Consider the following 25,069-nt stretch of genomic DNA (forward strand, 5'->3'; position numbering starts at 1 on the left):
ATTCTCGTGTCCGAGCAGTCCGCCGCGGGAGCCTCCGGGCGCCCCGCCGGCCGCCTGCTCGAGGTCGACGACCTCCGGGTGGAGTTCCGTACCCGGGACGGCGTCGCCAAGGTCATCAACGGGGTCACGTACCACGTCGACGCGGGGGAGACCCTCGCCGTGCTCGGCGAGTCCGGCTCCGGCAAGAGCGTCACCGCGCAGACCATCATGGGCATCCTCGACACGCCGCCCGGCTTCGTCACCGGCGGGCAGGCGCGCTTCCACGGCAAGGACATGCTCAAGATGTCCTTCGAGGAGCGTCGCCGCATCCGCGGCGAGGGCATCGCGATGATCTTCCAGGACGCGCTCTCCGCGCTGAACCCGGTCTTCACCGTCGGCTTCCAGATCGCCGAGCAGTTCCGGGTCCGGCGCGGCATGAGCCGCTCGGACGCCAAGAAGCGCGCGATCGAGATGCTCGACCAGGTCAAGATCCCGAACGCCAAGGGTCGGTTCAGCAACTATCCGCACCAGTTCTCCGGTGGTATGCGGCAGCGCGCGATGATCGCCATGTCACTCGCGCTCGACCCCGAGGTGCTGATCGCGGACGAGCCGACCACCGCGCTCGACGTGACCGTGCAGGCCCAGATCATGGACCTGCTGGCCGAACTCCAGCGCGAGCGGCAGATGGGCATGATCCTGATCACCCACGACCTCGGCGTGGTCGCCGACGTCGCGGACCGGATCGCGGTCATGTACGCCGGCCGGATCGTCGAGGAAGCCGACGTGTACGACCTGTACGCGAAGCCGGCGCACCCCTACACCCTGGGCCTGCTCAACTCGATCCCGCGGTTGGACGAGAAGGGGCAGGAGCTGCGCACCATCAAGGGCCTCCCGCCGAACCTGATGAACATCCCGCCGGGTTGCCCGTTCAACCCGCGCTGCCCCATGGCGCAGGCGGTCTGCCGGGAGAAGCTGCCGCCGCTGCTGCAGATCGGCGCCGGCCGCGCCAGCGCCTGCCACTTCGCCGAGGAGCTGGTGAACCGTGACTGAGAACATCCTCGAGGTCCGCGACCTGGTCAAGCACTACCCGATCCACCGCGGCGTGGTGTTCAAGAAGACCATCGGTCACGTCAAGGCGGTCGACGGCGTCTCCTTCGAGCTGCGTCAGGGCGAGACGCTGGGCGTGGTCGGCGAGTCCGGCTGCGGCAAGTCGACGCTCGCCCGGGTGCTGATGAACCTGGAGAAGCCGACCGCCGGCAGCGTGCACTACAAGGGGCAGGACATCTCCAAGCTCTCCGGTGGGGCGCTGCGTCGCCTGCGCCGGCAGATCCAGCTGGTGATGCAGGACCCGTACACCTCGCTGAACCCGCGGATGACGGTCGGCGACCTGATCGGCGAGCCGTTCGAGATCCACCCCGAGGTGGCGCCGAAGGGCAGCCGGCGGGGCAAGGTCAAGGAACTCCTCGACCTGGTGGGCCTCAACCCGGAGCACATCAACCGGTACCCGCACCAGTTCTCCGGTGGTCAGCGGCAGCGCATCGGGATCGCCCGGGCGCTCGCCCTGCGTCCGGAGATCATCGTCTGCGACGAGCCGGTGTCGGCGCTGGACGTCTCGATCCAGGCTCAGGTGATGAACCTGCTGGAGAAGCTCCAGGCCGAGTTCGGCCTCTCGTACGTCTTCATCGCGCACGACCTCTCGGTGGTGCGGCACCTGAGTAACCGGGTCGCCGTCATGTACCTCGGCAAGATCGTGGAGGTCGGCACCGAGGACGAGATCTACGAGCGGCCGACCCACCCGTACACCCAGGCGCTGCTCTCCGCGGTGCCGGTGCCGGACCCGACCGTTCGGGAGCACAAGGCGATCATCCGGCTGACCGGTGACGTCCCGTCGCCGGCCAACCCGCCGTCGGGCTGCCGGTTCCGGACCCGGTGCTGGAAGGCGCAGGAGGTGTGCGCCCGCGAGGTGCCGCTGCTGCAGATCCGGTCGGGCTCGGACCACCCGAGCGCCTGCCACTTCGCCGAGAAGCGGGAGATCGTGGCGACCCACGAGGCCGCCTGACGTACCCCTCGAACCGCCTGCCGGTGTCCCCGACACCGGCAGGCGGTTCTCTCTTTCCCACCCCCCGGCCCCCGGGAACTCCGACCCGTTGATCATGGGCTTGACGGGCTGTTCGATCACCGGAACAGCCGTCAACCTCATGATCAACGAGGCGCGGCGGCAGGGGGTGCGGGGTGGGGTGAGGTCAGAGCGGGCCGCGGCCGGCGCGTAGCAGCAGCAGCGCGAGTTGGGTGCCGTCGGGGCCGAGCGCCGCCCGGAAGTGCTCCAGGATCTCGCGCTCGCGGGAGAGCACCAGCCGGGTGCCACCGGAGGCCCGCCGCATGGCGCCGACCTCCTGGGAGAGGCCCGCCCGCTCCTGCCAGAGCCCGATGATCGCCTGGTCGATCTCGTCGATCCGGGTGCGGATCTCCCGGATCCGAGCCGCCGTCATCGGCTCCTGCGTGCCGGCGTCCAGCACCCGACCCGAGGCCCGCCCGGCCCCCGAACTCTCCGCCGCGTCCGCGGAGGCCGGCGGGCCGCCCGCCGACTCGTCGGGCTCCTCGTCGCCGCCCCGCACCGAGCCGCCGTTCTGCTGCACCACGTCTGTCATCTTCGCCTTATCCCTCGGACGTCGTGCCCCGGTGGTCGGAACCCGGGAACGAGAAAGCCCCGGGCTCCAGAAGCCCGGGGCGTTTCGCAGGTCTGTCGTTCAGGCGCGACCTACGGCTGCCGGACTCCCGGTGCCGTAGTAAAAGTAGTAGCGCTGAGCGAACACGTCGTCGAGTATGCCCACGTCGCAGGCCGGGGCGCAAGGATTCCCACCAGCCGGACCGCGGCCGGGGGGTCGACCGGTCCGGCGCCGCGAGCGCCGAACCGCCACCTTCCCGCCGGAGCGGTCGGGCGTGCGCGGTCGGGGAGTGTCCGGCCGGCGGCATAGACTCGCCGTGCGATGCATCCTCTCTTCGACATCCCCGCGTCCCCGCCCGCGCCGGAGCCGGCCCGCCCGCACCGACCCGGGCCCGCCGGCCGCCGCCTCGACCCCCAGGAACTGCTCACCGGGCTGAACGGGCCGCAGCGCGACGCGGTCACCCACTCCGGCTCGCCCCTGCTGATCGTGGCGGGCGCCGGCTCCGGCAAGACCCGGGTGCTCACCCACCGGATCGCCCACCTGCTCGCCGCGCGGGATGTGCACCCGGGGGAGATCATCGCGATCACCTTCACCAACAAGGCCGCCGGCGAGATGAAGGAGCGGGTCGCCGCCCTGGTCGGCCCGCGGGCCCGGCTCATGTGGGTGTCGACCTTCCACTCCGCGTGCGTACGGATCCTGCGCGCCGAGCACGAGCACGCCGGGCTCAAGTCCACCTTCTCGATCTACGACGCGGACGACTCCCGTCGGCTGATGCAGTTGGTCACCCGGGAACTCGACCTCGACCCGAAGCGCTACCCGGCGCGTGGGCTCGCGGCCCAGGTCTCCAACCTGAAGAACGAGCTGGTCGACCCGGAGGAGTTCGCGACGCGGGCGAAGGGGCCCAACGAGCGGGCGCTCGCCGAGGCCTACACGCTCTACCAGCGTCGGCTGCGCGAGGCCCACGCGCTCGACTTCGACGACCTGATCATGACGACGGTGCACCTGTTCCAGTCGCACCCGCACGTCGCGGAGACCTACCGCCGCCGCTTCCGGCACGTGCTGGTCGACGAGTACCAGGACACCAACCACGCCCAGTACGTGCTGATCAAGGAGTTGGTCTCGGGTACCGAGGGGCTGGCGCCGGCCGAGCTCTGCGTGGTCGGTGACGCCGACCAGTCGATCTACGCGTTCCGGGGCGCGACCATCCGCAACATCCTCGAGTTCGAGCGGGACTACCCCGACGCCCGGACGATCCTGCTGGAGCAGAACTACCGCTCCACCCAGACCATCCTCAACGCCGCCAACGCGGTCATCGACCGGAACACCTCCCGGAAGCCCAAGCGGCTGTGGAGCGACGCGGGGCACGGCGAGCAGATCGTCGGCTACGTCGCTGACACCGAGCACGCCGAGGCGGACTGGGTGGCCCGGGAGATCGACCGGCTCGTCGACGACGCCGACATCCGCCCCGGCGACGTGGCGGTCTTCTACCGGACCAACGCCCAGTCCCGCGTCTTCGAGGAGGTGTTCATCCGGGTCGGCCTGCCGTACAAGGTGGTCGGCGGGGTGCGCTTCTACGAGCGCAAGGAGGTCCGCGACGCGCTGGCCTACCTGCGTGCCGTGGTCAACGACGACGACACGGTCAGCCTGCGCCGGGTCCTGAACACCCCGCGTCGGGGGATCGGCGACCGGGCGGAGGCGTGCGTCGAGGCGCTCGCCGGCCGGGACCGGATCTCCTTCGGCGCGGCGCTGCGCCGGGCCAAGGAGGCTCCGGGCATCTCCACCCGCGCCGCGAACAGCATCGCCGACTTCGTCGCCCTGCTCGACGGTGCCCGCGAGCTGGCCGAGACCGGCACCCCGGAGGAGGTGCTGGAGGCGCTGCTGACCCGCTCGGGCTACCTGAGCGAGCTGGAGGAGAGCATCGACCCGCAGGACGCCGGGCGGGTCGACAACCTCCAGGAACTGGTGAGCGTCGCCCGGGAGTACACCGAGCGGATCGAGGCGACCGGTGAGGAGGGGGAGCGGGCCACCCTGGCGGGCTTCCTCGAACAGGTCGCGCTCGTCGCCGACGCCGACCAGGTGCCCACCGACGACCCGGAGCATCAGGGTGTGGTCACCCTGATGACGCTGCACACCGCGAAGGGGCTGGAGTTCCCGGTGGTCTTCCTGACCGGCCTGGAGGACGGCGTCTTCCCGCACCTGCGCTCGCTCGGTGACACCCGCGAGTTGGAGGAGGAGCGGCGGCTGGCGTACGTCGGGATCACCCGGGCCCGGCAGCGCCTCTACCTCTCCCGCGCGGTGACCCGTTCGGCCTGGGGGCAGCCGGCCTACAATCCGCCGTCGCGGTTCCTCGAAGAGCTGCCGACGGAACTGGTGCGCTGGGAGCGCACCGAGGGGTCGTACACCTCGTGGGCCGGTGGGGGAGGCGGCGTCGGCGGCCGCGCGGACCGCGCGCCCGGCGGGCGCGGCGGCTTCACCGGTGGTACGCCGAAGGCGGCTCAGCTGGCGCGGCGGCTCGGCGTGGACGCCAGCCGGCTGAGCACGGCGAGCGAGCTGCCGCAGGCGCCGAAGGTGGCCGCCGGCGACCGGGTCAACCACCAGCGTTACGGGCTGGGGCGAGTGCTCGTCGTCGAGGGGCAGGGCCCCAGCGCCCGCGCGCAGATCGACTTCGGCGATCAGACGCTCTGGCTGGTGCTGCGGCACGCCCCGATCGACAAGATCTGACCGGGCCGGTTCGGCCGACCACGGGCTGACGAAACAGGCCGGAAGCCCGGCCCGGCCTACTCGCCGGACCGGGCTCCGCGCCGCCGTGTTCTCAGCAGTTCACGTCGATGCCCCGAGCGCGCAGGAAGGGCGCCGGGTCGATCTGGTTCCACATCTGACCCTGGTGTACCTCGAAGTGCAGGTGCGGGCCGGTCGCGTCGCCGGTCGCGCCCTCGTAGCCGATGACCTGGCCGGCGGTGACCTTGTCGCCGACGCTGACGACGAGCCGGCTCTGGTGCGCGTAGTGGGTCAGGTAGCCGTTGCCGTGGTCGATGAAGACCGAGTTGCCGTACCCGTCGCCGGCGTCTCCCGCCTTGACCACGGTGCCGCCGAAGGCGGCGTGGATCGGGGTGCCGGCGGGCATGGCGAAGTCGATGCCCTGGTGCTGGGTGCCCCAACGGGGACCGAAGCACGAGGTGATCGTCGCGCCCTTCATCGGGATGACCCAGGCGGGCTTCGGCTTCGCGGTCTTCTTCGGCTTCGGCTTCGCCTTCGTGGTGGCGGGCTTGGTCGAGGGCGACGGGCTGACCGTCGTGGCGCTCGGTGCGGGGCTCGCCGACGGCGGGACCGGGACGCTGGAGGAGCGCACGGAGCGGTCGGCGCGGGCGGCGGCCTCGGAGCGGGCCTGGGCGTCGAGCGAGACCGGGGCCGGAGTGGGGTCGTCCCCGGTCGTGACGATCGCGGCGCCGGCCACGCCGAGGCCGACCAGGGCGACCGCCCCGACCACGAGCAGCCGGACCCGACCGGCCGGCCGCCGGTGCTGGACGACGTCCGCCTCGGTGGGCTGCTCGTTCTGGGTGGTGCTGTCTTCCTGCACGGGTGGACCTTCGGGTGTCGAGGGGCTGGGACCCGACCGATCCTGGTGACCTGCGGCGCGGTGTCGACCGACGGGGCGGACCGCACCGCCCGTCGTCCCGCCCCACCCTGCCCGGATACGTCCTGGTCCGGGCGGTCTGACCCGCTAAGTGATCATGGGTTCCGGTGTCGCCGGTCACACTCCGACGTGTGAGCCAGGTTACTTCCGGTGAAAAGAAACCGCCCGGATCAGCCGATCCGGGCGGTCAACGGTCGATACGCAGCGTCAGGAAGCGGCTACGTCGTTGTAGTAAGCCTCGACTTGTAGCTCGATGTCCACTCCGCGTTCCTTGAGGAACGGCTTCGGGTCGATCGGCTCGCCCTTGACATGGAGCTCGAGATGCAGGTGCGAGCCGTAGGCGTGGCCCGTCATGCCGATCAACCCGAGCTGGTCGCCGGCCTTGACCTGCTGGCCCTCCCGCACGTTCAGGGCGGAGGAGTGGCCGTAGATCGCCTCGCTGCCGTCGGAGTGCTTGACGATCACCGCGTTGCCGTAGCCACCGAACCAGCCGGCCTTGGTGACCGTGCCGTCGTGGATCGCGACGTACGGGGTGCCCTCGGGCGCGACCAGGTCGACGCCGGTGTGCAGCTTGCCCCAGCGCTCCCCGTAGGACGACTCGAGGTCGTAGCCCTGGAAGGGGAGGAGCCAGACGTCGGACTCGGCGGAGGCTTCCTGCCGGTCGTTGCCGCGGGAGGCGACGTCGGCGGATTCGGCACGGGCCGCCGCGTCCTGACTGGTCACCGCGGCCTGGCGGACCTCGTCCAGGGCCGCCTGGTTGATGTCCTTGGCGTCGGGCAGGGCGCTCGCGCCGAGCGCGACGACACCGGCGCCGACGAAGGCGGTGGTGACGACGGCGGCGTAGCGGCTCCGAGGTGGGGTGGGTACGCGGCGGCGGCCGCGATATCTATCGGGCTCAGACGACAGGCGCTGGCGCACGCACACCCTCCGTTGTCGGGGTACCGAAGCAGCCGCTGGACATTCGGTGACGCTCAGGTGAACGTCCGCCGGCTGCGTCGTCACCCGTCCATGGACTCGATGACAACCGTGGACACGTTAGCCAACCGCCACACGAGTCACAAGCCAAAGCGCCGAATCGGCGCGTCAATCTGTCCGCTTGCGTCCGGTATTGCGCCCCCTTGCGTCGCTGTTCGACGAGCCGATAACTGTCCGTTCGTCGCCGAGCGTGACCGGTACGGCGGAGTCGTCCGGCTTGACGACAACCGGCCGACCGTGCCGCCGCCCGACCGGCACCCTGCTCGGGCCCGGTGACCAAGGAGTCCTCGCCCGTGCCCCGTCCACCCCGCCCCACCGAGGACTCCGGCCCGGATTTCCGGACCCCCCGCGCCCGGGTTACCGTTCGTTCAGGTGAATGGCCGCGGAGCCGGTGAAAGGTGTGCGCTGATGAGCTCTCGTATTCGGGTCGTCGTCGCAAAGCCAGGTCTGGACGGCCACGACCGAGGCGCGAAGGTGGTCGCCCGGGCCCTGCGGGACGCGGGTATGGAGGTCATCTACACCGGCCTGCACCAGACCCCCGAGCAGATCGTCGAGACGGCAATCCAGGAGGACGCCGACGCGGTCGGGCTCTCCGTGCTCTCCGGCGCGCACATGACTCTCTTCCGCCGGGTGCTCGAGCTGCTCGCCGAGCGCGACGCCGGCGACATCGTGGTCTTCGGGGGCGGCATCATCCCCGACGGCGACATCCCCGAGCTGGAGCGACTGGGCGTCGCCAAGATCTTCACGCCGGGCGCGACCACCACGTCGATCGTGGAATGGGTGCGACAGAACGTCGCCCAGCCCGTCAGCTGACCTCGCCGGCGGCAGCCCGCGAGGGCCGCGAGCGCCGGGGTCGGCAGTTTCCGGAGACGGGGGAGGGGCCGGACGCACCCCTCACACGTCCGGCCCCTCTATGCACGATGCCCCGCCGCCACCCCTCGACCGACAGGGCATCGGCCGTCTCCCGTCATCGCGCTGATCAGCGCTCCGACACCTGACTCAACGACGCCCCGACGGAGGGGTTACGCACTCCCGGCAACATCGCCCGGACGACTGAATACGCGGCGAGAGGCACCGCCGCGGCGCGGTTGTGCATTACCGCACACCGCGCACCCGCTCGGTTGCCGCCGGTGCCCACCTCGCTAGGCTGCGCCCAATGGCCTGTTTCAACTGATGGCAGGCGTCAAACTGTTTTCTGAACGCTGGTGGCGGCGCGACGGCGCGCCGCGGAGACGGGACGGGACGCGCAATCGTGGACCTGTACGAGTACCAGGGGCGGGACCTGTTCGAGCGGCACGGTTTGCCCGTGCTCGCCGGCGGCGTCGCCACTACCCCGGAGGAGGCCCGCGCGATCGCCGAGCGCCTCGGCGGCCGGGTGGTCGTCAAGGCGCAGGTGAAGGTCGGCGGCCGGGGTAAGGCCGGCGGCGTGAAGCTGGCCGAGGGCGCGGAGGAGACGGTGGCCCGCGCCACCGACATCCTCGGCATGGACATCAAGGGGCACACCGTCCACAAGGTCATGATCACCGTGACCGCGGACGTGGCCGAGGAGTACTACTTCTCCTACCTGCTCGACCGGGCGAACCGCACCTTCCTCTGCATCGCCAGCGTGGCCGGCGGCATGGACATCGAGCAGGTCGCCGCCGAGACCCCGGACAAGGTCGTCAAGGCCCCGATCGACGCCGTCAAGGGTGTGGACGAGGCGAAGGCCCGCGAGATCGTCGCCGCCGCCGGCTTCCCGGCCGAGGTCGCCGACCAGGTCGTCGAGGTCGCGGTCGGCCTGTGGCAGGCGTTCGTCGCCGAGGACGCCACCCTGGTCGAGGTGAACCCGCTGGCCAAGACCGGCGAGGGCAAGCTGCTGCTGCTCGACGCCAAGATCAGCCTGGACGAGAACGCCGGGTTCCGGCACCCCGACCACGAGGGGCTGGTCGACCAGGCCGCGGTGGACCCGCTGGAGCAGGCCGCCAAGGAGAAGGACCTCAACTACGTCAAGCTCGACGGCGAGGTCGGCATCATCGGCAACGGCGCGGGTCTGGTCATGTCGACCCTCGACGTGGTCGCGTACGCCGGGGAGCGGCACGGCGGCGTCAAGCCGGCCAACTTCCTCGACATCGGCGGCGGCGCGAGCGCCGCGGTGATGGCGAACGGCCTGGAGATCGTCCTCTCCGACCCGTCGGTGAAGAGCGTCTTCGTCAACGTCTTCGGTGGCATCACCGCCTGCGACGCGGTCGCCAACGGCATCGTGCAGGCGCTCGCCCTCCTCGAGCAGCGTGGTGAGAAGGTCACCAAGCCGCTCGTCGTCCGGCTCGACGGCAACAACGCCGAGGCCGGTCGGGCGATCCTCGACGACGCGAACAACCCGCTGATCGAGCGGGTCGACACCATGGATGGCGCGGCCGAGCGGGCCGCCGAGCTGGCCGCTGCGGGAGTCTGATCATGGCAATCTGGCTGACCAAGGACTCGAAGGTCATCGTGCAGGGGATGACCGGTTCCGAGGGTTCCAAGCACACCAAGCGGATGCTCGCGGCCGGCACCAACGTCGTCGGTGGCGTGAACCCGCGCAAGGCGGGCCAGTCCGTCGACTTCGACGGCACCGCCCTTCCGGTCTTCGCCTCCGTCGCGGACGCGATGAAGGAGACCGGCGCGGACGTCACGGTGATCTTCGTTCCGCCGCAGTTCACCAAGGGCGCGGTGATCGAGGCGATCGACGCCGGGATCGAGCTCGCCGTGGTGATCACCGAGGGCGTGCCGGTGCACGACACCGCCGCGTTCTGGGCGTACAACGTGGCGAAGGGCGAGCGGACCCGGATCATCGGGCCGAACTGCCCCGGCATCGCCTCCCCGGGCGCCTCCAACGCCGGCATCATCCCGGCCGACATCACCGGCTCCGGCCGCATCGGCCTGGTCAGCAAGAGCGGCACGCTGACCTACCAGATGATGTACGAGCTGCGCGACATCGGCTTCTCGACCTGCGTGGGCATCGGTGGTGACCCGATCATCGGCACCACCCACATCGACGCCCTCGCCGCCTTCGAGGCCGACCCGGAGACCGACGCGATCGTGATGATCGGTGAGATCGGTGGCGACGCCGAGGAGCGGGCCGCCGAGTTCATCAAGGCCAACGTGACCAAGCCGGTGGTCGGCTACATCGCCGGCTTCACCGCCCCGCCCGGCAAGACCATGGGCCACGCGGGCGCGATCATCTCCGGCTCCGCCGGCACCGCCGACGCGAAGAAGGCGGCCCTGGAGGCGGTCGGCGTCAAGGTCGGCAAGACGCCGACCGAGACCGCCCGCCTGATGCGGGAGATCATGTCCGCCAACTGAGCGGAGCACCTGGTGAGGGGGTCGACCGGAACGGTCGGCCCCCTCAGCCGTCTCCGGACGGCACCGATCGGCACCGGCGGCGTGCTCCCGAGCGCCCGGCGGCCCAGCCACCGAGGCGGCCCGCCCGGCCGGCCGACACACCCGCCCTCGACCCGGTGCCCGAGCGTCGGCGCGGCCGGAGACTCGCGAACCACACCGGGGCGGTATCGGACTGCCGTCGGGGACGCGACGTGCCAGAGTAGACCCCGATGTCCTCCGACACCCCTGAGCAGACACGCCGTTCCGGTGCGGTCGCCGCTGCCGACGAACGGCCGGCCGACCGTGCCGCCGGCAGGCGGGTGCCGGCACCGCGCTCCGACGGGTCGCCCCGAACCCGGGCACCGCTGGCGGTGGCCGCCGCGGTGGCCGCCGTCGGGGCCGCGCTCACCTCGTACCTGCCGGTCGCGGTCGTGCTGGGCCTGGCGCAACTCACCGAGGACGCCGGCTCGCCGACCGGCGCCCTCCGGGCCGGGCTGACCGGCTGGCTGCTCGGGCACGGCGTGCCGCTGCGAACGGACGCCGGGCCGATCGGGCTCGCCCCGCTGGCGCTCACCGCCCTGGTGGTCTGGCGGCTGGCCCGCGCGGGTGTCCATGTCAGCCGCGCGACCGGTGCCCGCGGCGGTCGGTCGCCGCGCCAGGCGCTCGTCTCGGCCGGCGCGGTCGGCGCCGGCTACGCGCTGCTCGGCGTCCTCGCCGCCCTGCTCACCGGCGGAGCCGCCGCACCGCTTCGCGCGGGGGTGAGCTTCGCCCTGCTGGGCACGCTCGCCGCGCTGGTCGGCGCCGTGCGGATCACCGGGGTCGCCCGGCTCTTCGCCGAACGCGCTCCGGCGGTGCTGCGCGACGGGGTCCGCACGGGCCTGGTCGCCGGGCTGCTGCTGCTCGCCGCAGGGGCCGGCGCGGCCGGGCTGGCGGTGGCGACAGGTGGCGGCGACGCGGCCGACATGATCGGGGCCTACCGGACCGGAGTCGCCGGTCAGGCGGGGATCATCCTGGTCAGCCTCGCGTACGCGCCCAACGCCATGATCTGGTCGACCAGTTACCTGCTCGGCCCCGGGTTCGCGGTCGGCGCCGACACCGCCGTACGCACCAGCGAGGTCTCCGTGGGCGCGCTGCCGGCGGTGCCTCTGCTCGCCGGGCTGCCGCGCGGCCCGATGGACGGGCTCGGCGCCGGCCTGCTCGCGGTGCCGGTGCTGGCCGGGATGGCCGCCGGTTGGCTGCTCGCCCGCCGCGTGCTCCGGCTCGCGGCCGAGGACCGCACGCCGTCCGGGTGGGGTTCGCTGCTCGGGCCGGCGGCGATCGCCGGTCCGGTGGCCGGCGTCCTGCTCGGCGTGGCGGCGGCGCTCTCCGGCGGGCCGCTCGGTGGCGGCCGGCTCGCGGAGATGGGTCCGGTCGCCTGGCAGGTGGGGGCGGTGACCACCGCGGTGGTCGCGGCGAGCGCGCTGCTCGGCGCCGCCGCGACGCGCGTCCTCACCCGCCCCGCCGCCCGCTGACCGGCCGCGCCCGGCGGGGCGTCGCCCCGGTCAGCGGCAGCACCGAGTGCAGCCGCCCGGAGGAGAGCAGCGGTCACCCACGCCGACGTGGCGCGGCCCTCATCCGGATCCATGACGCCGCGGTTCGGTCACGTCGCGGGCCTGGCCGGGGCGTCGGCGGGTCGCGGCGTGAACGACGAGGGGGCGTTCCGCCGCACGCGGAACGCCCCCTTCGCTCAGCCGCCGGTCAGGGCTCGGTCGGCAGGCTCACGTTCGCGATGACGCCGAGGATGATCACCAGGATGCCCAGGACCACAGCGACGGCACCGCAGATCAGACCGGCCTTCGCCTGCCCGCCGTTGCTCGCCTGCCCCTGGTCGGCCTTCTGCTTGGCCAGGTAACCGGTGATGATGCCGGCGATGCCGACGGGGATGCCGAGGTAGAAGCAGCACACCAGCGGGATGGCCGCGATGCCGAGGATCATCGACACCAGGCCGAGCGTGTTGTTCTGGCCCGACGGCTGCGGGTAGCCGGCGTTCGGGTACGTCGGCGCCCCGCCGTACGGCTGCTGCTGGCCGTAGGGGTCCTGGTACGGCTGGCCGTACGGGGGCTGCGGGTTCTGGGGGTTCTGCGGCTGGCCGTACGGCTGGCCGGGGGTGGGCTGCTGCCCGTAGGGAGCGGCCGGCGGCGGGCTGTACGGATCGTGCGGCTGGGCGGTCGGATCCTGGTTGGGCTGCTGGCCGTGGGGGTCCTGACCGGGGTAACCGGGCTGCATTCGACGAGGCTCCTTGGCTGTGTCCGTCGGTTCGTGTCGGTGTTGCTACTCATGATCGCGCCGATGTCCCGGGCACGCACCACCCCCAACACGTGATGCCGGTGATCCGGGTTCACCTGCGGCGGCGGTCGAGGGTGCGACCAGCGGGCCGGTCACCCCGTCGGGAGGTCGTTCCGCCGCGGGAACGGCCGTCGCGTCGGGCCGTGGGGTGGCGGTCAGCCGGCGTCGGGGATGTTCACGGCGGTGGGCGACCTCCTGTCGTCGACGCGGCGGGTCGGCGACGCGGGACGCGTGGCGGAAAGACGCGCCGACCCGGGGCGAGCGGCAGCGTACCGCCTGAACGCCGCCCGGGTGGGCGGCGCGCCGCCCAGACGCCGATCACTCTGACCTGCCCGATAGGGTTGCCGGGTGCCCGAGCCCGTGCCCGCCGCCCGCATCGTCGTTCTCGTCTCCGGATCCGGGAGCAACCTCCACGCGCTGCTCGACGCGGCCGCCGACCCGGCGTACGGCGCGCAGGTGGTCGCGGTCGGCGCAGACCGTGACGGGATCGGTGGGCTGGACCACGCCGTGGCGGCCGGGCTGCCGACCTTCGTGGTGCCGCTCAAGGCGTACGACACCCGGGAGGAGTGGGACCGGGCGCTCACCGCGCAGGTCGCCGAGCACCGCCCCGACCTGGTCATCTCCGCCGGGTTCCTGAAGCTGGTCGGGCCGAACTTCCTCGCGGCCTTCGGCGACCGCTACCTGAACACGCACAACACGCTGCTGCCGGCATTCCCGGGCATCCACGGCCCGCGCGACGCCCTCGCCTACGGCGTGAAGATCAGCGGTGCCACGCTCTTCTTCGTCGACGCCGGGACGGACACCGGCCCGATCGTCGCGCAGGTGGCCGTGCCGGTGCTCGACGACGACGACGAGGAGACGCTCACCGAGCGCATCAAGTCGGCCGAGCGGCGCCAGCTCGTCGAGCAGGTCGGCCGCCTGGTACGGAACGGCTGGACGATCATCGGAAGAAAGGTCACGATCCCGTGAGCTCCACTCAGGACGAGCGCCGCCCGATCAGGCGGGCGCTGGTCAGCGTCTACGACAAGACCGGCCTGGTCGAGCTGGCCCAGGCGCTGCACGCGGCCGGCGTGGAGATCGTGTCGACCGGAAGCACGGCGGCGACGATCGCGGGAGCCGGGGTGCCGGTCACCGCGGTGGAGACGGTCACCGGGTTCCCCGAGGTCCTCGACGGTCGGGTCAAGACGCTGCACCCGAAGGTGCACGCCGGCCTCCTGGCGGACCTGCGCAAGCAGTCGCACGTCGACCAGCTGGACGAGCTGGGGGTGGCCGCGTTCGACCTGCTGGTGAGCAACCTCTACCCGTTCCAGGCGACGGTCGCCTCCGGCGCGAGCCTGGACGAGTGCGTGGAGCAGATCGACATCGGTGGCCCGGCGATGGTGCGTGCGGCGGCGAAGAACCACGCCTCGGTCGCGGTGGTGACCGACCCGTCGGGGTACTCGGCCCTGCGCGCCGCCCTCGACGCCGGGGGCTTCACCCTGACGCAGCGCCGGGCCCTGGCCGCCCGGGCGTTCGCCGACATCGCCGTGTACGACGTGGCGGTGGCGAACTGGTGCGCGGTGCAGCTGGGTGGGGAGCCGGAGTGGCCGGCCTTCGCCGGGTTGGCGCTGCGCTCCGACCGGGCACTGCGCTACGGCGAGAACCCGCACCAGGCGGCGGCGCTCTACACCGACCCGGACGCGCCGGCGGGGCTGGCCCAGGCCGAGCAGCTGCACGGCAAGGAGATGTCCTACAACAACTACGTCGACGCGGACGCCGCGTGGCGGGCCGCGAACGACTTCACCGACCAGCCGGCGGTCGCGATCATCAAGCACGCCAACCCGTGCGGCATCGCGGTCGGCACGGACGTCGCCGACGCGCACCGCAAGGCGCACGCCTGTGACCCGGTCTCCGCGTACGGCGGCGTGATCGCGGTCAACCGGCCGGTCTCGGTCGAGCTGGCCCGGCAGGTGGCCGACATCTTCACCGAGGTGCTGGTGGCGCCGGAGTTCGAGGCCGGCGCGGTCGAGGTCCTCCAGGCGAAGAAGAACCTCCGACTGCTGCGCGCCCCGGCCTGGAACCCGCCGCCGGCGGAGTGGCGGCAGGTCAGCGGTGGCGTGCTGGTGCAGCTGGCGGACCGGATCGACGCGGACGGCGACGACCCGGCGAGCTGGCGGCTCGCGACCGGCGAACCGGCCGACGAGGCGACGCTGCGCGATCTCGCCTTCGCCTGGCGGGCGGTCCGGGCGGTGAAGAGCAACGCGATCCTGCTGGCCAAGGACGGGGCGACCGTCGGGGTCGGCATGGGCCAGGTGAACCGGGTCGACTCGGCGCAGCTCGCCGTCCGGCGGGCCGGCGCCGACCGGGCGAGTGGTTCGGTCTGCGCCTCGGACGCGTTCTTCCCGTTCGCCGACGGTCCGAAGATCCTTCTCGAGGCCGGCGTCCGGGCCATCGTGCAGCCCGGTGGCTCCATCCGTGACGAGGAGGTCATCGCGGCCGCCAAGGAGGCCGGCGTGACCATGTACCTGACCGGCACCCGCCACTTCTTCCACTGACTCCTCGCCCGACCGGGCCGCCCGTGCCTTCGGGTGGTCCGGTCGTGCTCGGCCGGTGGGCCTCTCCGCATACGACGCGCCCCGCGGGCCACGAACCCTGTCTCGGCAGGGCGTGGCACGCGGGGCGCGAACGTCGGGCGGGTCAGGCGGCCGTGGGGCGCACCTCGGCGAAGTGGCAGGCCGAGGGGTGCGGGTCGGCGGCCCGCGCGATGGTGAGCGGCTCCTCCCGGGCGCAGATGTCCTGCGCCTTCCAGCACCGGGTGCGGAAGCGGCAGCCCGACGGCGGGTCGGCCGGCGAGGGGACGTCACCGGTCAGCCGGATGATGTTCCGCTCGTGGCGTACCTCCGGGTCCGGCACCGGCACGGCGGAGAGCAGCGCCTGGGTGTACGGGTGGGTGGCCCGCTCGTAGATCTCGTCCTCGGTGCCGATCTCCACGATCTTGCCGAGGTACATGACGCCGACCCGGTCCGCGATGTGCCGCACCACGGACAGGTCGTGCGCGATGAAGATGTACGAGAGCCCCAGCTCGTCCTGGAGCTGTTCCAGCAGGTTGATCACCTGGGCCTGGATGGAGACGTCCAGCGCCGACACCGGCTCGTCGCAGACGATGATCTCTGGACGCAGGGCGAGCGCCCGGGCGATCCCGATGCGCTGCCGCTGACCACCGGAGAACTGGTGCGGGTACCGGTTGATGTGCTCCGGGTTGAGCCCGACCAGGTCCAGCAGCTCCTGGACGCGCTTGCGGCGGCTGCCCTTCGGCGCGGCGTCCGAGTGGATCTCGAACGGCTCGCCGATGATGTCGCCGACCGTCATCCGCGGGTTCAGCGAGGTGTACGGGTCCTGCATCACCATCTGCATGTTCCGCCGCAGCCGGCGCAGTTCGCCGCCGGAGGACTTGAACAGGTCCCGCCCCTCCAGGGTGGCGCTGCCCGAGGTCGGCGTCTCCAGCCGCATCAGCATCCGGGCCAGCGTCGACTTGCCGCAGCCGGACTCGCCGACGATGCCGAGGGTCTCGCCCCGGCGCAGCTCGAAGCTGACCCCGTCGACGGCCTTGACCGCGCCGACGTGCTTCTTGAACAGCACGCCCTGCGTGATCGGGAAGTGCTTCATCAGGTTGTCAACCGAGAGGATGGTCTCGCCGCGGACCTTGGTGGGGCTAGCGGGCGCTGTCATCGAGCACCTCCTGCGCGAAGTGACATTCGCTGGTCCGGCCGTCGCCGAGGACCAGGCTGTGCGGCACCACGTCCACGCAGACCTGCTGCACGTACGGGCACCGCGGGTGGAACGGGCAGCCGGACGGGATCCGCATCAGGTTCGGTGGCAGTCCCTTGATCGTCGCGAGCTCCTGGCCCTTGACGTCCAGGCGCGGGATCGACTCCAGCAACCCCTTGGTGTACGGGTGCGCCGGCGCCCGGTAGAGCGAGCGGACGTCGGCGTGCTCGACGATGCGACCGGCGTACATGACCGCGATCCGGTCCGCCACGCCGGCGACCACACCCAGGTCGTGGGTGATCAGGATCATCGCCATGCCGAGTTCCCGGCGCAGGTCGGCGAGGAGGTCCATGATCTGGGCCTGCACGGTGACGTCGAGCGCGGTGGTCGGCTCGTCGGCGATCAGCACCTTCGGGTTGAGCGCCAGCGCCATCGCAATCATGACGCGCTGCCGCATACCGCCGGAGAACTGGTGCGGGTAGTCGCCGATCCGCCGCTCGGCGGCCGGGATCTTCACCAGGTCCATCAGCTCGATGGCCCGCTTGCGGGCGTCGGCGCGGGACATCCCCTCGCGCTTGCGCAGCGTCTCGGCGATCTGCCAGCCGACCGGGAAGACCGGGTTCAGCGCGGAGAGCGCGTCCTGGAAGATCATCGCGATCTCCTTGCCGCGCACCTGCCGGCGCTGCTCCTCCGACTGGGAGAGCAGGTCGCGTCCCTGGTAGAGGATCTGGCCGGAGCGGACGTGCGCGGGTGGGGTGTCCAGGATGCCCATGATCGCCTGGGCGGTCACCGACTTGCCGGAGCCGGATTCGCCGAGCACGGCGAGCGTCTCTCCGGCGTCGAGGTGGTACGACACCCCGTTGATCACCTTGGCCACGCCCTCGTTGGTGCGGAACTCGACGTGCAGGTCCCGGACCTCGAGCAGGTGGCCACCCTCCGGCGTCGCGGAGGCGGGTGTGGGTTGGACGACGGCGTCGGTCATGACTGGTCTGCCTTTCCGCTCGCGACTGCGGGGCTCGCTTCGCTCACTGCTCGCGTTGGCATCGACTCACCGCAGCTTCGGGTCGAAGGCGTCACGGATCGCGTCGCCGAGCATGATGAAGGCGAGCACGGTCAGCGCGAGGAAGGTCGAGGGGACGAGCAGCGGCGTGGACGACTCCCGCATGTGAACCCGGCCGGTGTCGATGTCCTGGCCCCAGGAGATGGTCTCCTGGCTGAGGCCGATGCCGAGGAACGAGAGGGTCGCCTCAGCGGCGATGAACGAGCCGAGCGCGATGGTCAGCACCACGATGGCGGGAGCGAGCGCGTTCGGCAGGATGTGCCGCAGCATGATCCGGAGGTGGCCGGCGCCGAGCATCCGGGCCGCCGCCACGTAGTCCTGCTCCTTCGCGGTGATCACCGAGGAGCGGACCACCCGGGCGGCGGTGGTCCAGCCGAGGACTGCCAGCACCAGCACGACCGCGCCGAGCCGGAAGTTCGGGTTGTCCGTGCCGATCCGCTTGAGCAGGACGATCGCGGCGAGCAGCAGCGGGATGCCGAGCACGATGTCGATCACCCGGGAGAGCACCGCGTCGGCCCAGCCGCCGAAGTAGCCGGCGAGCAGCCCGACCGCGAGCGCGATGACGCCGGTGATCAGCGCGGAGAGCGCGCCGACGAGCAGCGACGCCCGGGTCCCGTAGACCGCCCGGGCGTACGTGTCGCAGCCCTGGAACCCGAACCCGAAGATGGCCCCGCCGGACGGGCCCTGGTTCTGCCGGTCGAGCGCACAGTCCTTCGGATCGCTGCCGGTGAAGAGGCTCGGGAAGATCGCCATCAGCGTGACGATCACGACCAGAAGCAGCGCGATCCAGAAGATCGGCTTGCGGCGCAGGTCGCGCCACGCGTCCCCGGCCAGGCTGCGCGGCTTGTTCGGGCCGACCTGGTTGGGCGTGCCGGGCTCACCCGAGGGACCACGCCGGGCGGCCTGGTTCTCGGTGGCGGCCACCGTTTCGAAGTCACTCATGCCTGCACCTCGCTCCGCTCTGTGCCGGCATGAGCGCCCAAGCACGCTGCGTTGATCATTCGTCCGCCGCACTCACTCGGCGCACCCCCTCGCTGCGCTACGGGGCGCGCCGAGCCGCGGGACACTGCGCTGATGATTCGCTCGCTGCGCTCACTCGGCGCACCCCCTCGCTGCGCTCCGGGGCGCGCCGAGGCGGGGAACACTGCGCTGATGATTCGCTCGCTGCGCTCACTCATAGCGGATCCTCGGGTCGAGTACGGCGTACAGGACGTCCACCACCAGGTTCGAGACCAGGTAGACCACGACGAGCACGCTGACGATGCCCACCACGAGGGGGCCGTCCTCGGTGCGGATGCCGCGGAAGAGGTTGAAGCCCACGCCGGGGATGTTGAACACGCCCTCCGTGATGATCGCGCCGCTCATCAGGTTGCCCAGCTCGACACCGAGGAAGGTGACCACCGGGATCAGCGAGTTGCGCAGCACGTGGACGCTGACGATGCGCCGCTTCAGCAGGCCCTTCGATCGCGCGGTGCGGACGTAGTCGGAGCGCAGGTTCTCCGCCACCGACGTGCGGGTCAGCCGCAGCGCGGTGGCCAGTGAGAGCGAGCCGAGCACGATGCCGGGCAGCAGCAGCGCGTAGAAGTCGGGCTCCGCGCCGGCGGTGGGCGGGAAGAGCTGCCACTTGACGCCCAGGAAGAACTGGGCGAGGGGAGCCAGCACGATGGTCGGGATGCCGAGCACCAGCAGCGTCAGCACCAGCGTGGAGTTGTCGAAGATGCCGGCGCGGCGGATGCCGGCGATCACGCCGGCCGTGACGCCGAAGATCACGGCGACCGCGAGCGCGATGAGGGCGAGCTTCACGGTGACCGGCCACGCCTGCTGGAGGATCTCACCGATCTTCCGGCCGGTCAGCGACTGGCCCAGGTCGCCCTGGAGCAGGCTCCTGATGTAGTCGAAGTAGCGGTAGAAGAAGCCTCCGACGCCGGTCGCGTCGAGGTGGTACTTCTCCGTCAGGTATGCCCGCTGAGCGGCCGTCACCGGTCGCTCGCCGGCGAGTGCCTGGATCGGGTCGCCCTGGCCGGCGAACATCAGCGCGTAGACGATCAGCGTGGTCCCGAAGAAGGCCAGGACCATCTGTAGGAGGCGCCGCAGGATGTAGCGGAACATACTTTCCAGTCTCTCCGGAAAAAGGCGAAAGGGTCGCGAGACGACATCTCTGGTCGAACCGGAAACACCTGCGACCCGGTCCTCGGCCCCGACCGGGGCCGGCGCCGGAACCGGCCCGGACGCCGAGCGACCGGGCCGGTTCGGATGTGCCCGGGCCACCCGGGCTTCCCCGGGTGGCCCGCGCCGCGGTCAGCTCAGCTGGCCGCCTCGACCTTCAGCAGGTTGACGCGCTGGAACAGGTCCATCTCGACGCTCTTGACCTTGGACGAGTGCCCGAACACGTTCTCGCCGAAGCGGAGCGGGATCACCGGCATGTCCTTGGCCAGGATGTCCTCGGCCTGCTGGTACTTCTTGATCGCCTCTTCCTGGGTGGGCGCCGCGGAGCCCTCCTTGACCAGGCGGTCGAACTCCTTGTTGCTGTAGCCGTAGTAGTTCGACGAGCCGTTGGTGCTGTACAGCGGGCCGAGGTAGTCCTCCATGGACGGGTAGTCCATGACCCAGCCCAGCCGGAACATGCCCACCGGCTGCTTCTTCTCGACCTTGTTCAGCAGGTCGGCGAACTTCGGCTCGGCGGAGCCGACGACCTCGACGCCCAGGTTGGCCTTGAGCTGGTTGGCCGTGGCGTCGACCCAGTCCTTGTGACCGCCGTCCCCGTTGTAGGAGATGGTGATCTTCGCGGGGCCGCCGGCGGCCTGGTACAGCCGCTTGGCCTCGGTCGGGTTGAACTCACCGGCCGCACCCGCGGTGTTGTCCCGGTAGCCCGGGAGCACCGGCGAGACGAACGAACGGGCCGGCTGCTGCGAGTTCTTGAAGATCGACTTCGTGATCTCGTCGCGGTCGATCGCCATCGAGATGGCCTTGCGCACGTCCGGGTTCTGGAAGTCCTTGTCGAACGTCGGGAACGCCAGGAACTGGAACGACGACATCGGGCTGGTCTGGTACCGGTCGCCGAGGTCGGTCTGCGCGGTGCTCAGGCTCTCCGTGGGGATCGTCGGGAGCACGTCCAGGTTGTCCGCCAGCAGGTCCGCGTACGCGGCGGTGAGCTGCTGGTAGATCCGGAACTCGATGTTCTTCGCCTTCGGCTTGTCGAGCGGGTACGCGTCGTAGCGCTCGACCTCGATCTTGCTGTCGTGCTGCCAGGTGCCCTTCATCTTGAAGGGGCCCTGGCCGATCGGCGCCTGCTCGTAGTCGCTCTTCAGCACACCGGGCGCGGAGAACGCGGCGTCCGGCAGCGGGTAGAACGCGTTGTAGCCGAGCATCGTCTTGAAGTCGATGTACGGCGCCGACAGGGTCACCTGGAAGGTCAGGTCGTCCAGCTTCTTCAGGCCGGACATGGTCTTGGCCTTCGGGTGCTCGCCCTGGAGGTCCTCGTAGCCGGCGATCTTCTCGAAGAAGTAGCTGCCGCCCTGGCCGTTCGGCGCGTAGGCGCCGTAGTTCCAGGCGTTGATGTAGTCGTCGGACGTGACCTTCTCACCGTTGTGGAAGGTGAAGCCGTCCTTGAGCTTGATCGTCCAGGCCTTGTTGTCGGTCGACGTGACCGACTCGGCCGCGACCTCGACGGGCTTGTTCTGGGCGTCGTAGTCGACGAGCGGGCTGAACAGGCCGGAGACGACCTGGGAGCCGGACGTCTCGGTGGTGTTGGTCGGAACCAGGTGCTGCGGCTCGGCGATCTGAATGCTGACCGTGTCGGAGCCACTGCCGCCGGAGCCACCGTCGCCGCCGCTGCCGCAGGCCGCGAGGCCCAGCGTCACCGCAAGCGGGAGGGCGGTCCAGGCGGCGAGCCTACGAACTCGCATGAAGCCTCCTCATCTCCTCACACTGCGCAGTCGAGCCCGACGCTGGGTGACGCTGCGCAACGAGCGGCAACGGTAGGCCGTTAACGCGACTTCGGCAACGACTTGATCACAACCTGGTAACGGAGCGGCTGGCCGGCTTCTGCTCCGGGGTGCCCATGCTGTTAGAGGCACCCCGGTCGATTCGGCTCTGACGAGCGTTTTTTCGTCTGGATCAAGGCTGATGAGGTCTCGGTTCCTACCCGGATGGGCGAATCTTGGAGTACGTGTCCAGATTGTTGCCCAAAGAAACTAACCGTCCCGACGGGTTGTGACGCAGACCATAATCGACACGAAGAGTGACCTAATTCATGTCACGCACCGTTACCAATGGGCGAACCGGAGGCAGACCGCCGGTGGCGGCGGTCATCGGGTCGTCGCAACCGGGGCGTGCCGGCCGTGAGACGATCTGCTCGTGACGGCGACGCTTCTGGACGGCAAGGCGACTGCGGCGGAGATCAAGGACGAGCTGCGTACGCGGGTCAAGGCTCTGGCCGAACGGGGCATCACCCCGGGGCTGGGCACGGTGCTCGTCGGCGCCGACCCCGGATCGCAGGCGTACGTCAACGGCAAGCACCGCGACTGCGCCGAGGTGGGCATCGCCTCCATCCGGCGTGAGCTGCCGGCCGACGCCACCCAGGAGCAGGTCGAGCAGGTGCTCGCCGAGTTGAACGCCGACCCGGCCTGCCACGGTTACATCGTCCAGCTGCCGCTCCCGGGCCACCTCGACACCCAGCGGGTGCTGGAGCTGATCGACCCGGCGAAGGACGCCGACGGCCTGCACCCGGTCAACCTCGGTCGGCTGGTGCTCGGCTACCCGGGGCCGCTGCCCTGCACGCCGCGCGGCATCGTCGAACTGCTCCGCCGGTACGACGTGGGGCTCAGCGGCGCGAAGGTCGTGGTGGTCGGTCGCGGGAACACCGTCGGCCGCCCACTCGGCCTGCTGCTGACCCGCCGCAGCGAGAACGCGACCGTGACGCTGTGCCACACCGGCACCCTGGACCTGGCCTCGCACACCCGGGCCGCAGACATCGTCATCGTGGCGGCCGGCGTACCCGGCCTGCTCACCGCCGACATGATCAGCCCGGGCGCGGTGGTGGTCGACGTCGGCATCACCCGGGTGGTCGGTCCGGACGGCAAGGGCCGCTACACCGGCGACGTCGACTCCGGCGTGGTGGAGGTGGCCGGCGCGCTGGTCCCGATGCCGGGCGGGGTCGGGCCGATGACGCGGGCCATGCTGCTCACCAACGTGGTCGAGCGCGCCGAGCAGGGCTGACAGCCGGGAAGCGGCCCCCGGCAACGGATTCCGGGTGGCGGAGCCCCCGCTGCCCCCAACGGGGTCATAACCGTCCGCCCCTGGCCTGATCGGTGCCAGGATGACTGATACGGTCCGGAAAACCGACTGGTATCAGGGAGTGGGACGACCATGGGTAAGAAGGTCACTGTCGTCGGCGCCGGCTTCTACGGCTCCACCACCGCACAGCGCCTGGCCGAGTACGACATCTTCGACACCGTCGTTATCACCGACATCGTCGAGGGCAAGCCTGCCGGCATCGCACTGGACCTGAACCAGTCGCGATCGGTCGAGGGTTTCGAGACCAAGGTGGTCGGCGTGACCACCGGCCAGAACGGTGAGGGCTACGACGCCATCGAGGGCTCCGACGTCGTAGTGATCACCGCCGGTCTGCCGCGCAAGCCGGGCATGAGCCGGATGGACCTGCTCGAGACGAACGCCAAGATCGTCCGTCAGGTCGCCGAGAACGTGGCGAAGTACGCACCGAACGCCGTGGTCATCGTGGTCTCCAACCCGCTCGACGAGATGACCGCGCTGGCCCAGATCGCCACCCAGTTCCCGCGTAACCGCGTGCTCGGCCAGGCCGGCATGCTCGACACCGCCCGGTTCAGCAACTTCGTGGCCGAGGCGCTGAACGTGCCGGTCAAGTCGGTGAAGACCCTCACCCTCGGCTCGCACGGCGACACCATGGTGCCGGTGCCCTCGCAGAGCACCGTCAACGGCAAGCCGCTGCGTGACGTGATGCCCGCGGAGCAGATCGAGGACCTCGTCGTCCGGACCCGCAACGGTGGCGCCGAGGTGGTCGCGCTGCTCAAGACCGGTTCGGCGTACTACGCGCCGTCGGCCGCCGCCGCCCGGATGGCCAAGGCGGTCGCCGAGGACTCGGGCGAGGTCATGCCGGTCTGCGCCTGGGTCGACGGCCAGTACGGCATCTCCGGCGTCTACCTCGGCGTGGAGGCCCAGATCGGCGCCGAGGGCGTCAAGCAGGTCGTCGAGACCGACCTGGACGCCGACGAGCTGGCCAGCCTCAAGGAGGCCGCCGAGGCCGTCCGCGCCAAGCAGGCCGACATCTCCAACATGTGACCTGAGCACCACCCGGGAGGGGCGCGCCGCACACGGCGCGCCCCTCCCGCCATCTCCCCACCCCCTGATCCCACCCCCTCCGACCCCAGCCACCCCCGTTGATCAAGAGATTTGCGTCGTCCCGGCGCCGGATCCTGACGCAAATCTCTTGATCAACGCGGCGGGGCGGGTGGGCCGGGCGTGAGGGAGGGGTGGGGGTTAGAGGGGGTGGAAGGGGGTGCCGAGGTGGGGGGTGGCCAGGGTCGTGGGGCCGGCCTCGGCGAGGGTGCGGAGCAGGGCCGTGCGGGAGGTTCGCGCCGTGTCCGGGTCCGCCTCGTGGGCGTACGCGAGCTCCGGGTCGACCAGCTGGACGGCGTGCACCAGCAGGTCGCCGGTGAGCAGTAGCCGCTCCTCCCGGCCGTCCAGCAGCACGCACTGGTGTCCCGGCGTATGCCCCGGCGTCGGCAGGAGGCGTACGCCCGGCCCGATCGAGGCCTCGCCGTCGACCTCCCGCAGCTGGCCGGCGGCGCGCAACGGCGCGACCAGCCCGGCCTCCAGCTGCGGGTTGACCCGGTCGACGGCGGCTGCCTCGGCGCGCTGCAGCAGGTAGGTGGCGTTGCGGAAGTACGGCGTGCCGGGAGAGCCGGTGACCGCCCAGCCGACGTGGTCGGTGTGCAGGTGGGTCAGCACCACCGTGCGGACGTCGGCCGGGTCGATGCCGGCGGCGGCGAGTTCGGTGGGGAGGCGACCCGGTACGGGCGCCCAGCTCGCGGCGGGGGAGTCGGCCGGCCCGATCCCGGCGTCGACCAGGGTGACCGGTCCGTCGCCGGCCCGGATCGCGAAGCAGCGGAAGCCCAGCCACCAGCGTCCGTCGGGGGTCACCGCCGCCGGGTCCCGCCGGTCGGCCTCCCGCCACTGTCGCGCCGTGGCGGCCGGGAACGCCGCCGTGCGGGGCTCGAAGAACGGCCCCTCGCCGTCGGTGATCGCGGTGACCGTGATAGACCCGAGGCTGCGGCTCAGCGGCATCGGGCGATGATGCCACTGATC

The 25,069-nt window shown here is 71.1% G+C and carries 21 protein-coding genes; 11 read left to right on the forward strand and 10 right to left on the reverse strand.

Annotated features, from left to right (window positions below; translation table 11 throughout):
* Nucleotides 1–6 precede the first annotated feature (6 nt).
* Together D7044_RS11175 and D7044_RS11180 are read left to right on the forward strand one after the other, a co-directional pair.
* Complete coding sequence (locus D7044_RS11175) at nt 7–1,029, forward strand: ABC transporter ATP-binding protein (RefSeq protein ID WP_120679058.1); 1,023 nt, start codon at nt 7–9, stop codon at nt 1,027–1,029.
* The gene (locus tag D7044_RS11180) at nt 1,022–2,038 is read left to right on the forward strand and encodes an ABC transporter ATP-binding protein (RefSeq protein ID WP_120679060.1); all 1,017 of its coding nucleotides are present in this window, start codon (nt 1,022–1,024) and stop codon (nt 2,036–2,038) included. Before D7044_RS11175 ends, D7044_RS11180 begins: the two co-directional genes overlap by 8 nt.
* Nucleotides 2,039–2,222: 184 nt before the next feature.
* On the opposite strand, the gene D7044_RS11185 is transcribed toward D7044_RS11180, so the two are convergent.
* Nucleotides 2,223–2,627, reverse strand: coding sequence for a chorismate mutase (locus tag D7044_RS11185; protein WP_120679062.1), 405 nt, complete (start codon nt 2,625–2,627; stop codon nt 2,223–2,225).
* Nucleotides 2,628–2,966: 339 nt separating this feature from the next.
* On the opposite strand from D7044_RS11185, the gene pcrA reads away from it, so the two are divergent.
* Nucleotides 2,967–5,366 (forward strand): DNA helicase PcrA, encoded by a 2,400-nt coding sequence (gene pcrA, locus D7044_RS11190; RefSeq protein WP_120688807.1) that lies wholly within the window; start codon nt 2,967–2,969, stop codon nt 5,364–5,366.
* A gap of 91 nt (nt 5,367–5,457) precedes the next feature.
* Here pcrA and D7044_RS11195 read toward each other — a convergent pair whose 3' ends face one another.
* Nucleotides 5,458–6,222 carry a M23 family metallopeptidase gene (locus D7044_RS11195; protein ID WP_120688808.1) on the reverse strand — a complete coding sequence of 255 codons (765 nt, stop codon included), beginning with the start codon at nt 6,220–6,222 and terminating at the stop codon, nt 5,458–5,460.
* A 264-nt stretch (nt 6,223–6,486) separates the two neighbouring features.
* Nucleotides 6,487–7,197 carry a M23 family metallopeptidase gene (locus tag D7044_RS11200; protein ID WP_120679068.1) on the reverse strand — a complete coding sequence of 237 codons (711 nt, stop codon included), beginning with the start codon at nt 7,195–7,197 and terminating at the stop codon, nt 6,487–6,489.
* 465 nt (nt 7,198–7,662) lie between these two features.
* Between D7044_RS11200 and D7044_RS11205 the strand changes: the two genes are divergently transcribed.
* The 4 genes from D7044_RS11205 (at nt 7,663) to D7044_RS11220 (ending at nt 12,104) form a co-directional block, all read left to right on the forward strand.
* Nucleotides 7,663–8,067, forward strand: a complete 405-nt coding sequence (locus tag D7044_RS11205) for a cobalamin B12-binding domain-containing protein (protein ID WP_120679070.1) — start codon at nt 7,663–7,665, stop codon at nt 8,065–8,067.
* A 439-nt stretch (nt 8,068–8,506) separates the two neighbouring features.
* Entirely contained in the window at nt 8,507–9,685 is a 1,179-nt protein-coding gene (gene sucC / locus D7044_RS11210) for an ADP-forming succinate--CoA ligase subunit beta (protein WP_120679072.1), read from the forward strand.
* 2 nt (nt 9,686–9,687) lie between these two features.
* Nucleotides 9,688–10,575: a succinate--CoA ligase subunit alpha gene (sucD, locus tag D7044_RS11215; protein WP_120679074.1), complete on the forward strand. Its 888-nt coding sequence runs from the start codon at nt 9,688–9,690 to the stop codon at nt 10,573–10,575.
* A 248-nt stretch (nt 10,576–10,823) separates the two neighbouring features.
* A complete protein-coding gene (locus tag D7044_RS11220) occupies nt 10,824–12,104 on the forward strand; it encodes a cell division protein PerM (RefSeq protein ID WP_120688809.1) in 1,281 nt (426 codons plus the stop codon).
* A gap of 226 nt (nt 12,105–12,330) precedes the next feature.
* Here the strand turns inward: D7044_RS11220 and D7044_RS11225 are convergent, their stop codons facing one another.
* A complete protein-coding gene (locus D7044_RS11225; RefSeq protein ID WP_120679078.1) occupies nt 12,331–12,858 on the reverse strand; it encodes a DUF4190 domain-containing protein in 528 nt (175 codons plus the stop codon).
* A 408-nt stretch (nt 12,859–13,266) separates the two neighbouring features.
* Here D7044_RS11225 and purN point away from each other — a divergent pair, with 408 nt between their 5' ends.
* On the forward strand, nt 13,267–13,887 hold the full coding sequence (purN, locus tag D7044_RS11230; RefSeq protein ID WP_120688810.1) for a phosphoribosylglycinamide formyltransferase: 621 nt from the start codon (nt 13,267–13,269) through the stop codon (nt 13,885–13,887).
* Nucleotides 13,884–15,452 (forward strand): bifunctional phosphoribosylaminoimidazolecarboxamide formyltransferase/IMP cyclohydrolase, encoded by a 1,569-nt coding sequence (gene purH, locus D7044_RS11235; protein ID WP_120688811.1) that lies wholly within the window; start codon nt 13,884–13,886, stop codon nt 15,450–15,452. The genes purN and purH overlap by 4 nt, the downstream gene beginning before the upstream one ends.
* Nucleotides 15,453–15,594: 142 nt before the next feature.
* Here purH and D7044_RS11240 read toward each other — a convergent pair whose 3' ends face one another.
* The 5 genes from D7044_RS11240 to D7044_RS11260 all read right to left on the reverse strand — a co-directional run bounded on the left by D7044_RS11240 (nt 15,595) and on the right by D7044_RS11260 (nt 21,630).
* Complete coding sequence (locus D7044_RS11240; protein WP_120679084.1) at nt 15,595–16,626, reverse strand: ABC transporter ATP-binding protein; 1,032 nt, start codon at nt 16,624–16,626, stop codon at nt 15,595–15,597.
* A complete protein-coding gene (locus D7044_RS11245; protein WP_120688812.1) occupies nt 16,610–17,647 on the reverse strand; it encodes an ABC transporter ATP-binding protein in 1,038 nt (345 codons plus the stop codon). Before D7044_RS11245 ends, D7044_RS11240 begins: the two co-directional genes overlap by 17 nt.
* A gap of 66 nt (nt 17,648–17,713) precedes the next feature.
* Complete coding sequence (locus D7044_RS11250; RefSeq protein WP_120688813.1) at nt 17,714–18,667, reverse strand: ABC transporter permease; 954 nt, start codon at nt 18,665–18,667, stop codon at nt 17,714–17,716.
* A gap of 228 nt (nt 18,668–18,895) precedes the next feature.
* Nucleotides 18,896–19,834: an ABC transporter permease gene (locus tag D7044_RS11255; protein ID WP_120679090.1), complete on the reverse strand. Its 939-nt coding sequence runs from the start codon at nt 19,832–19,834 to the stop codon at nt 18,896–18,898.
* Nucleotides 19,835–20,028: 194 nt separating this feature from the next.
* Nucleotides 20,029–21,630 carry a peptide ABC transporter substrate-binding protein gene (locus tag D7044_RS11260; RefSeq protein ID WP_120679092.1) on the reverse strand — a complete coding sequence of 534 codons (1,602 nt, stop codon included), beginning with the start codon at nt 21,628–21,630 and terminating at the stop codon, nt 20,029–20,031.
* A gap of 451 nt (nt 21,631–22,081) precedes the next feature.
* Between D7044_RS11260 and D7044_RS11265 the strand changes: the two genes are divergently transcribed.
* Both D7044_RS11265 and mdh read left to right on the forward strand, forming a co-directional pair.
* Nucleotides 22,082–22,942, forward strand: a complete 861-nt coding sequence (locus D7044_RS11265; RefSeq protein ID WP_120688814.1) for a bifunctional methylenetetrahydrofolate dehydrogenase/methenyltetrahydrofolate cyclohydrolase — start codon at nt 22,082–22,084, stop codon at nt 22,940–22,942.
* Nucleotides 22,943–23,092: 150 nt separating this feature from the next.
* Complete coding sequence (gene mdh, locus D7044_RS11270) at nt 23,093–24,043, forward strand: malate dehydrogenase (protein ID WP_120679096.1); 951 nt, start codon at nt 23,093–23,095, stop codon at nt 24,041–24,043.
* 198 nt (nt 24,044–24,241) lie between these two features.
* Here the strand turns inward: mdh and D7044_RS11275 are convergent, their stop codons facing one another.
* Nucleotides 24,242–25,048, reverse strand: coding sequence for an MBL fold metallo-hydrolase (locus tag D7044_RS11275; RefSeq protein ID WP_120688815.1), 807 nt, complete (start codon nt 25,046–25,048; stop codon nt 24,242–24,244).
* Between the last annotated feature and the right edge of the window lie 21 nt (nt 25,049–25,069).

The organism is Micromonospora musae (assembly GCF_003626635.1).
In the GTDB taxonomy this organism is placed as follows: domain Bacteria; phylum Actinomycetota; class Actinomycetes; order Mycobacteriales; family Micromonosporaceae; genus Micromonospora; species Micromonospora musae.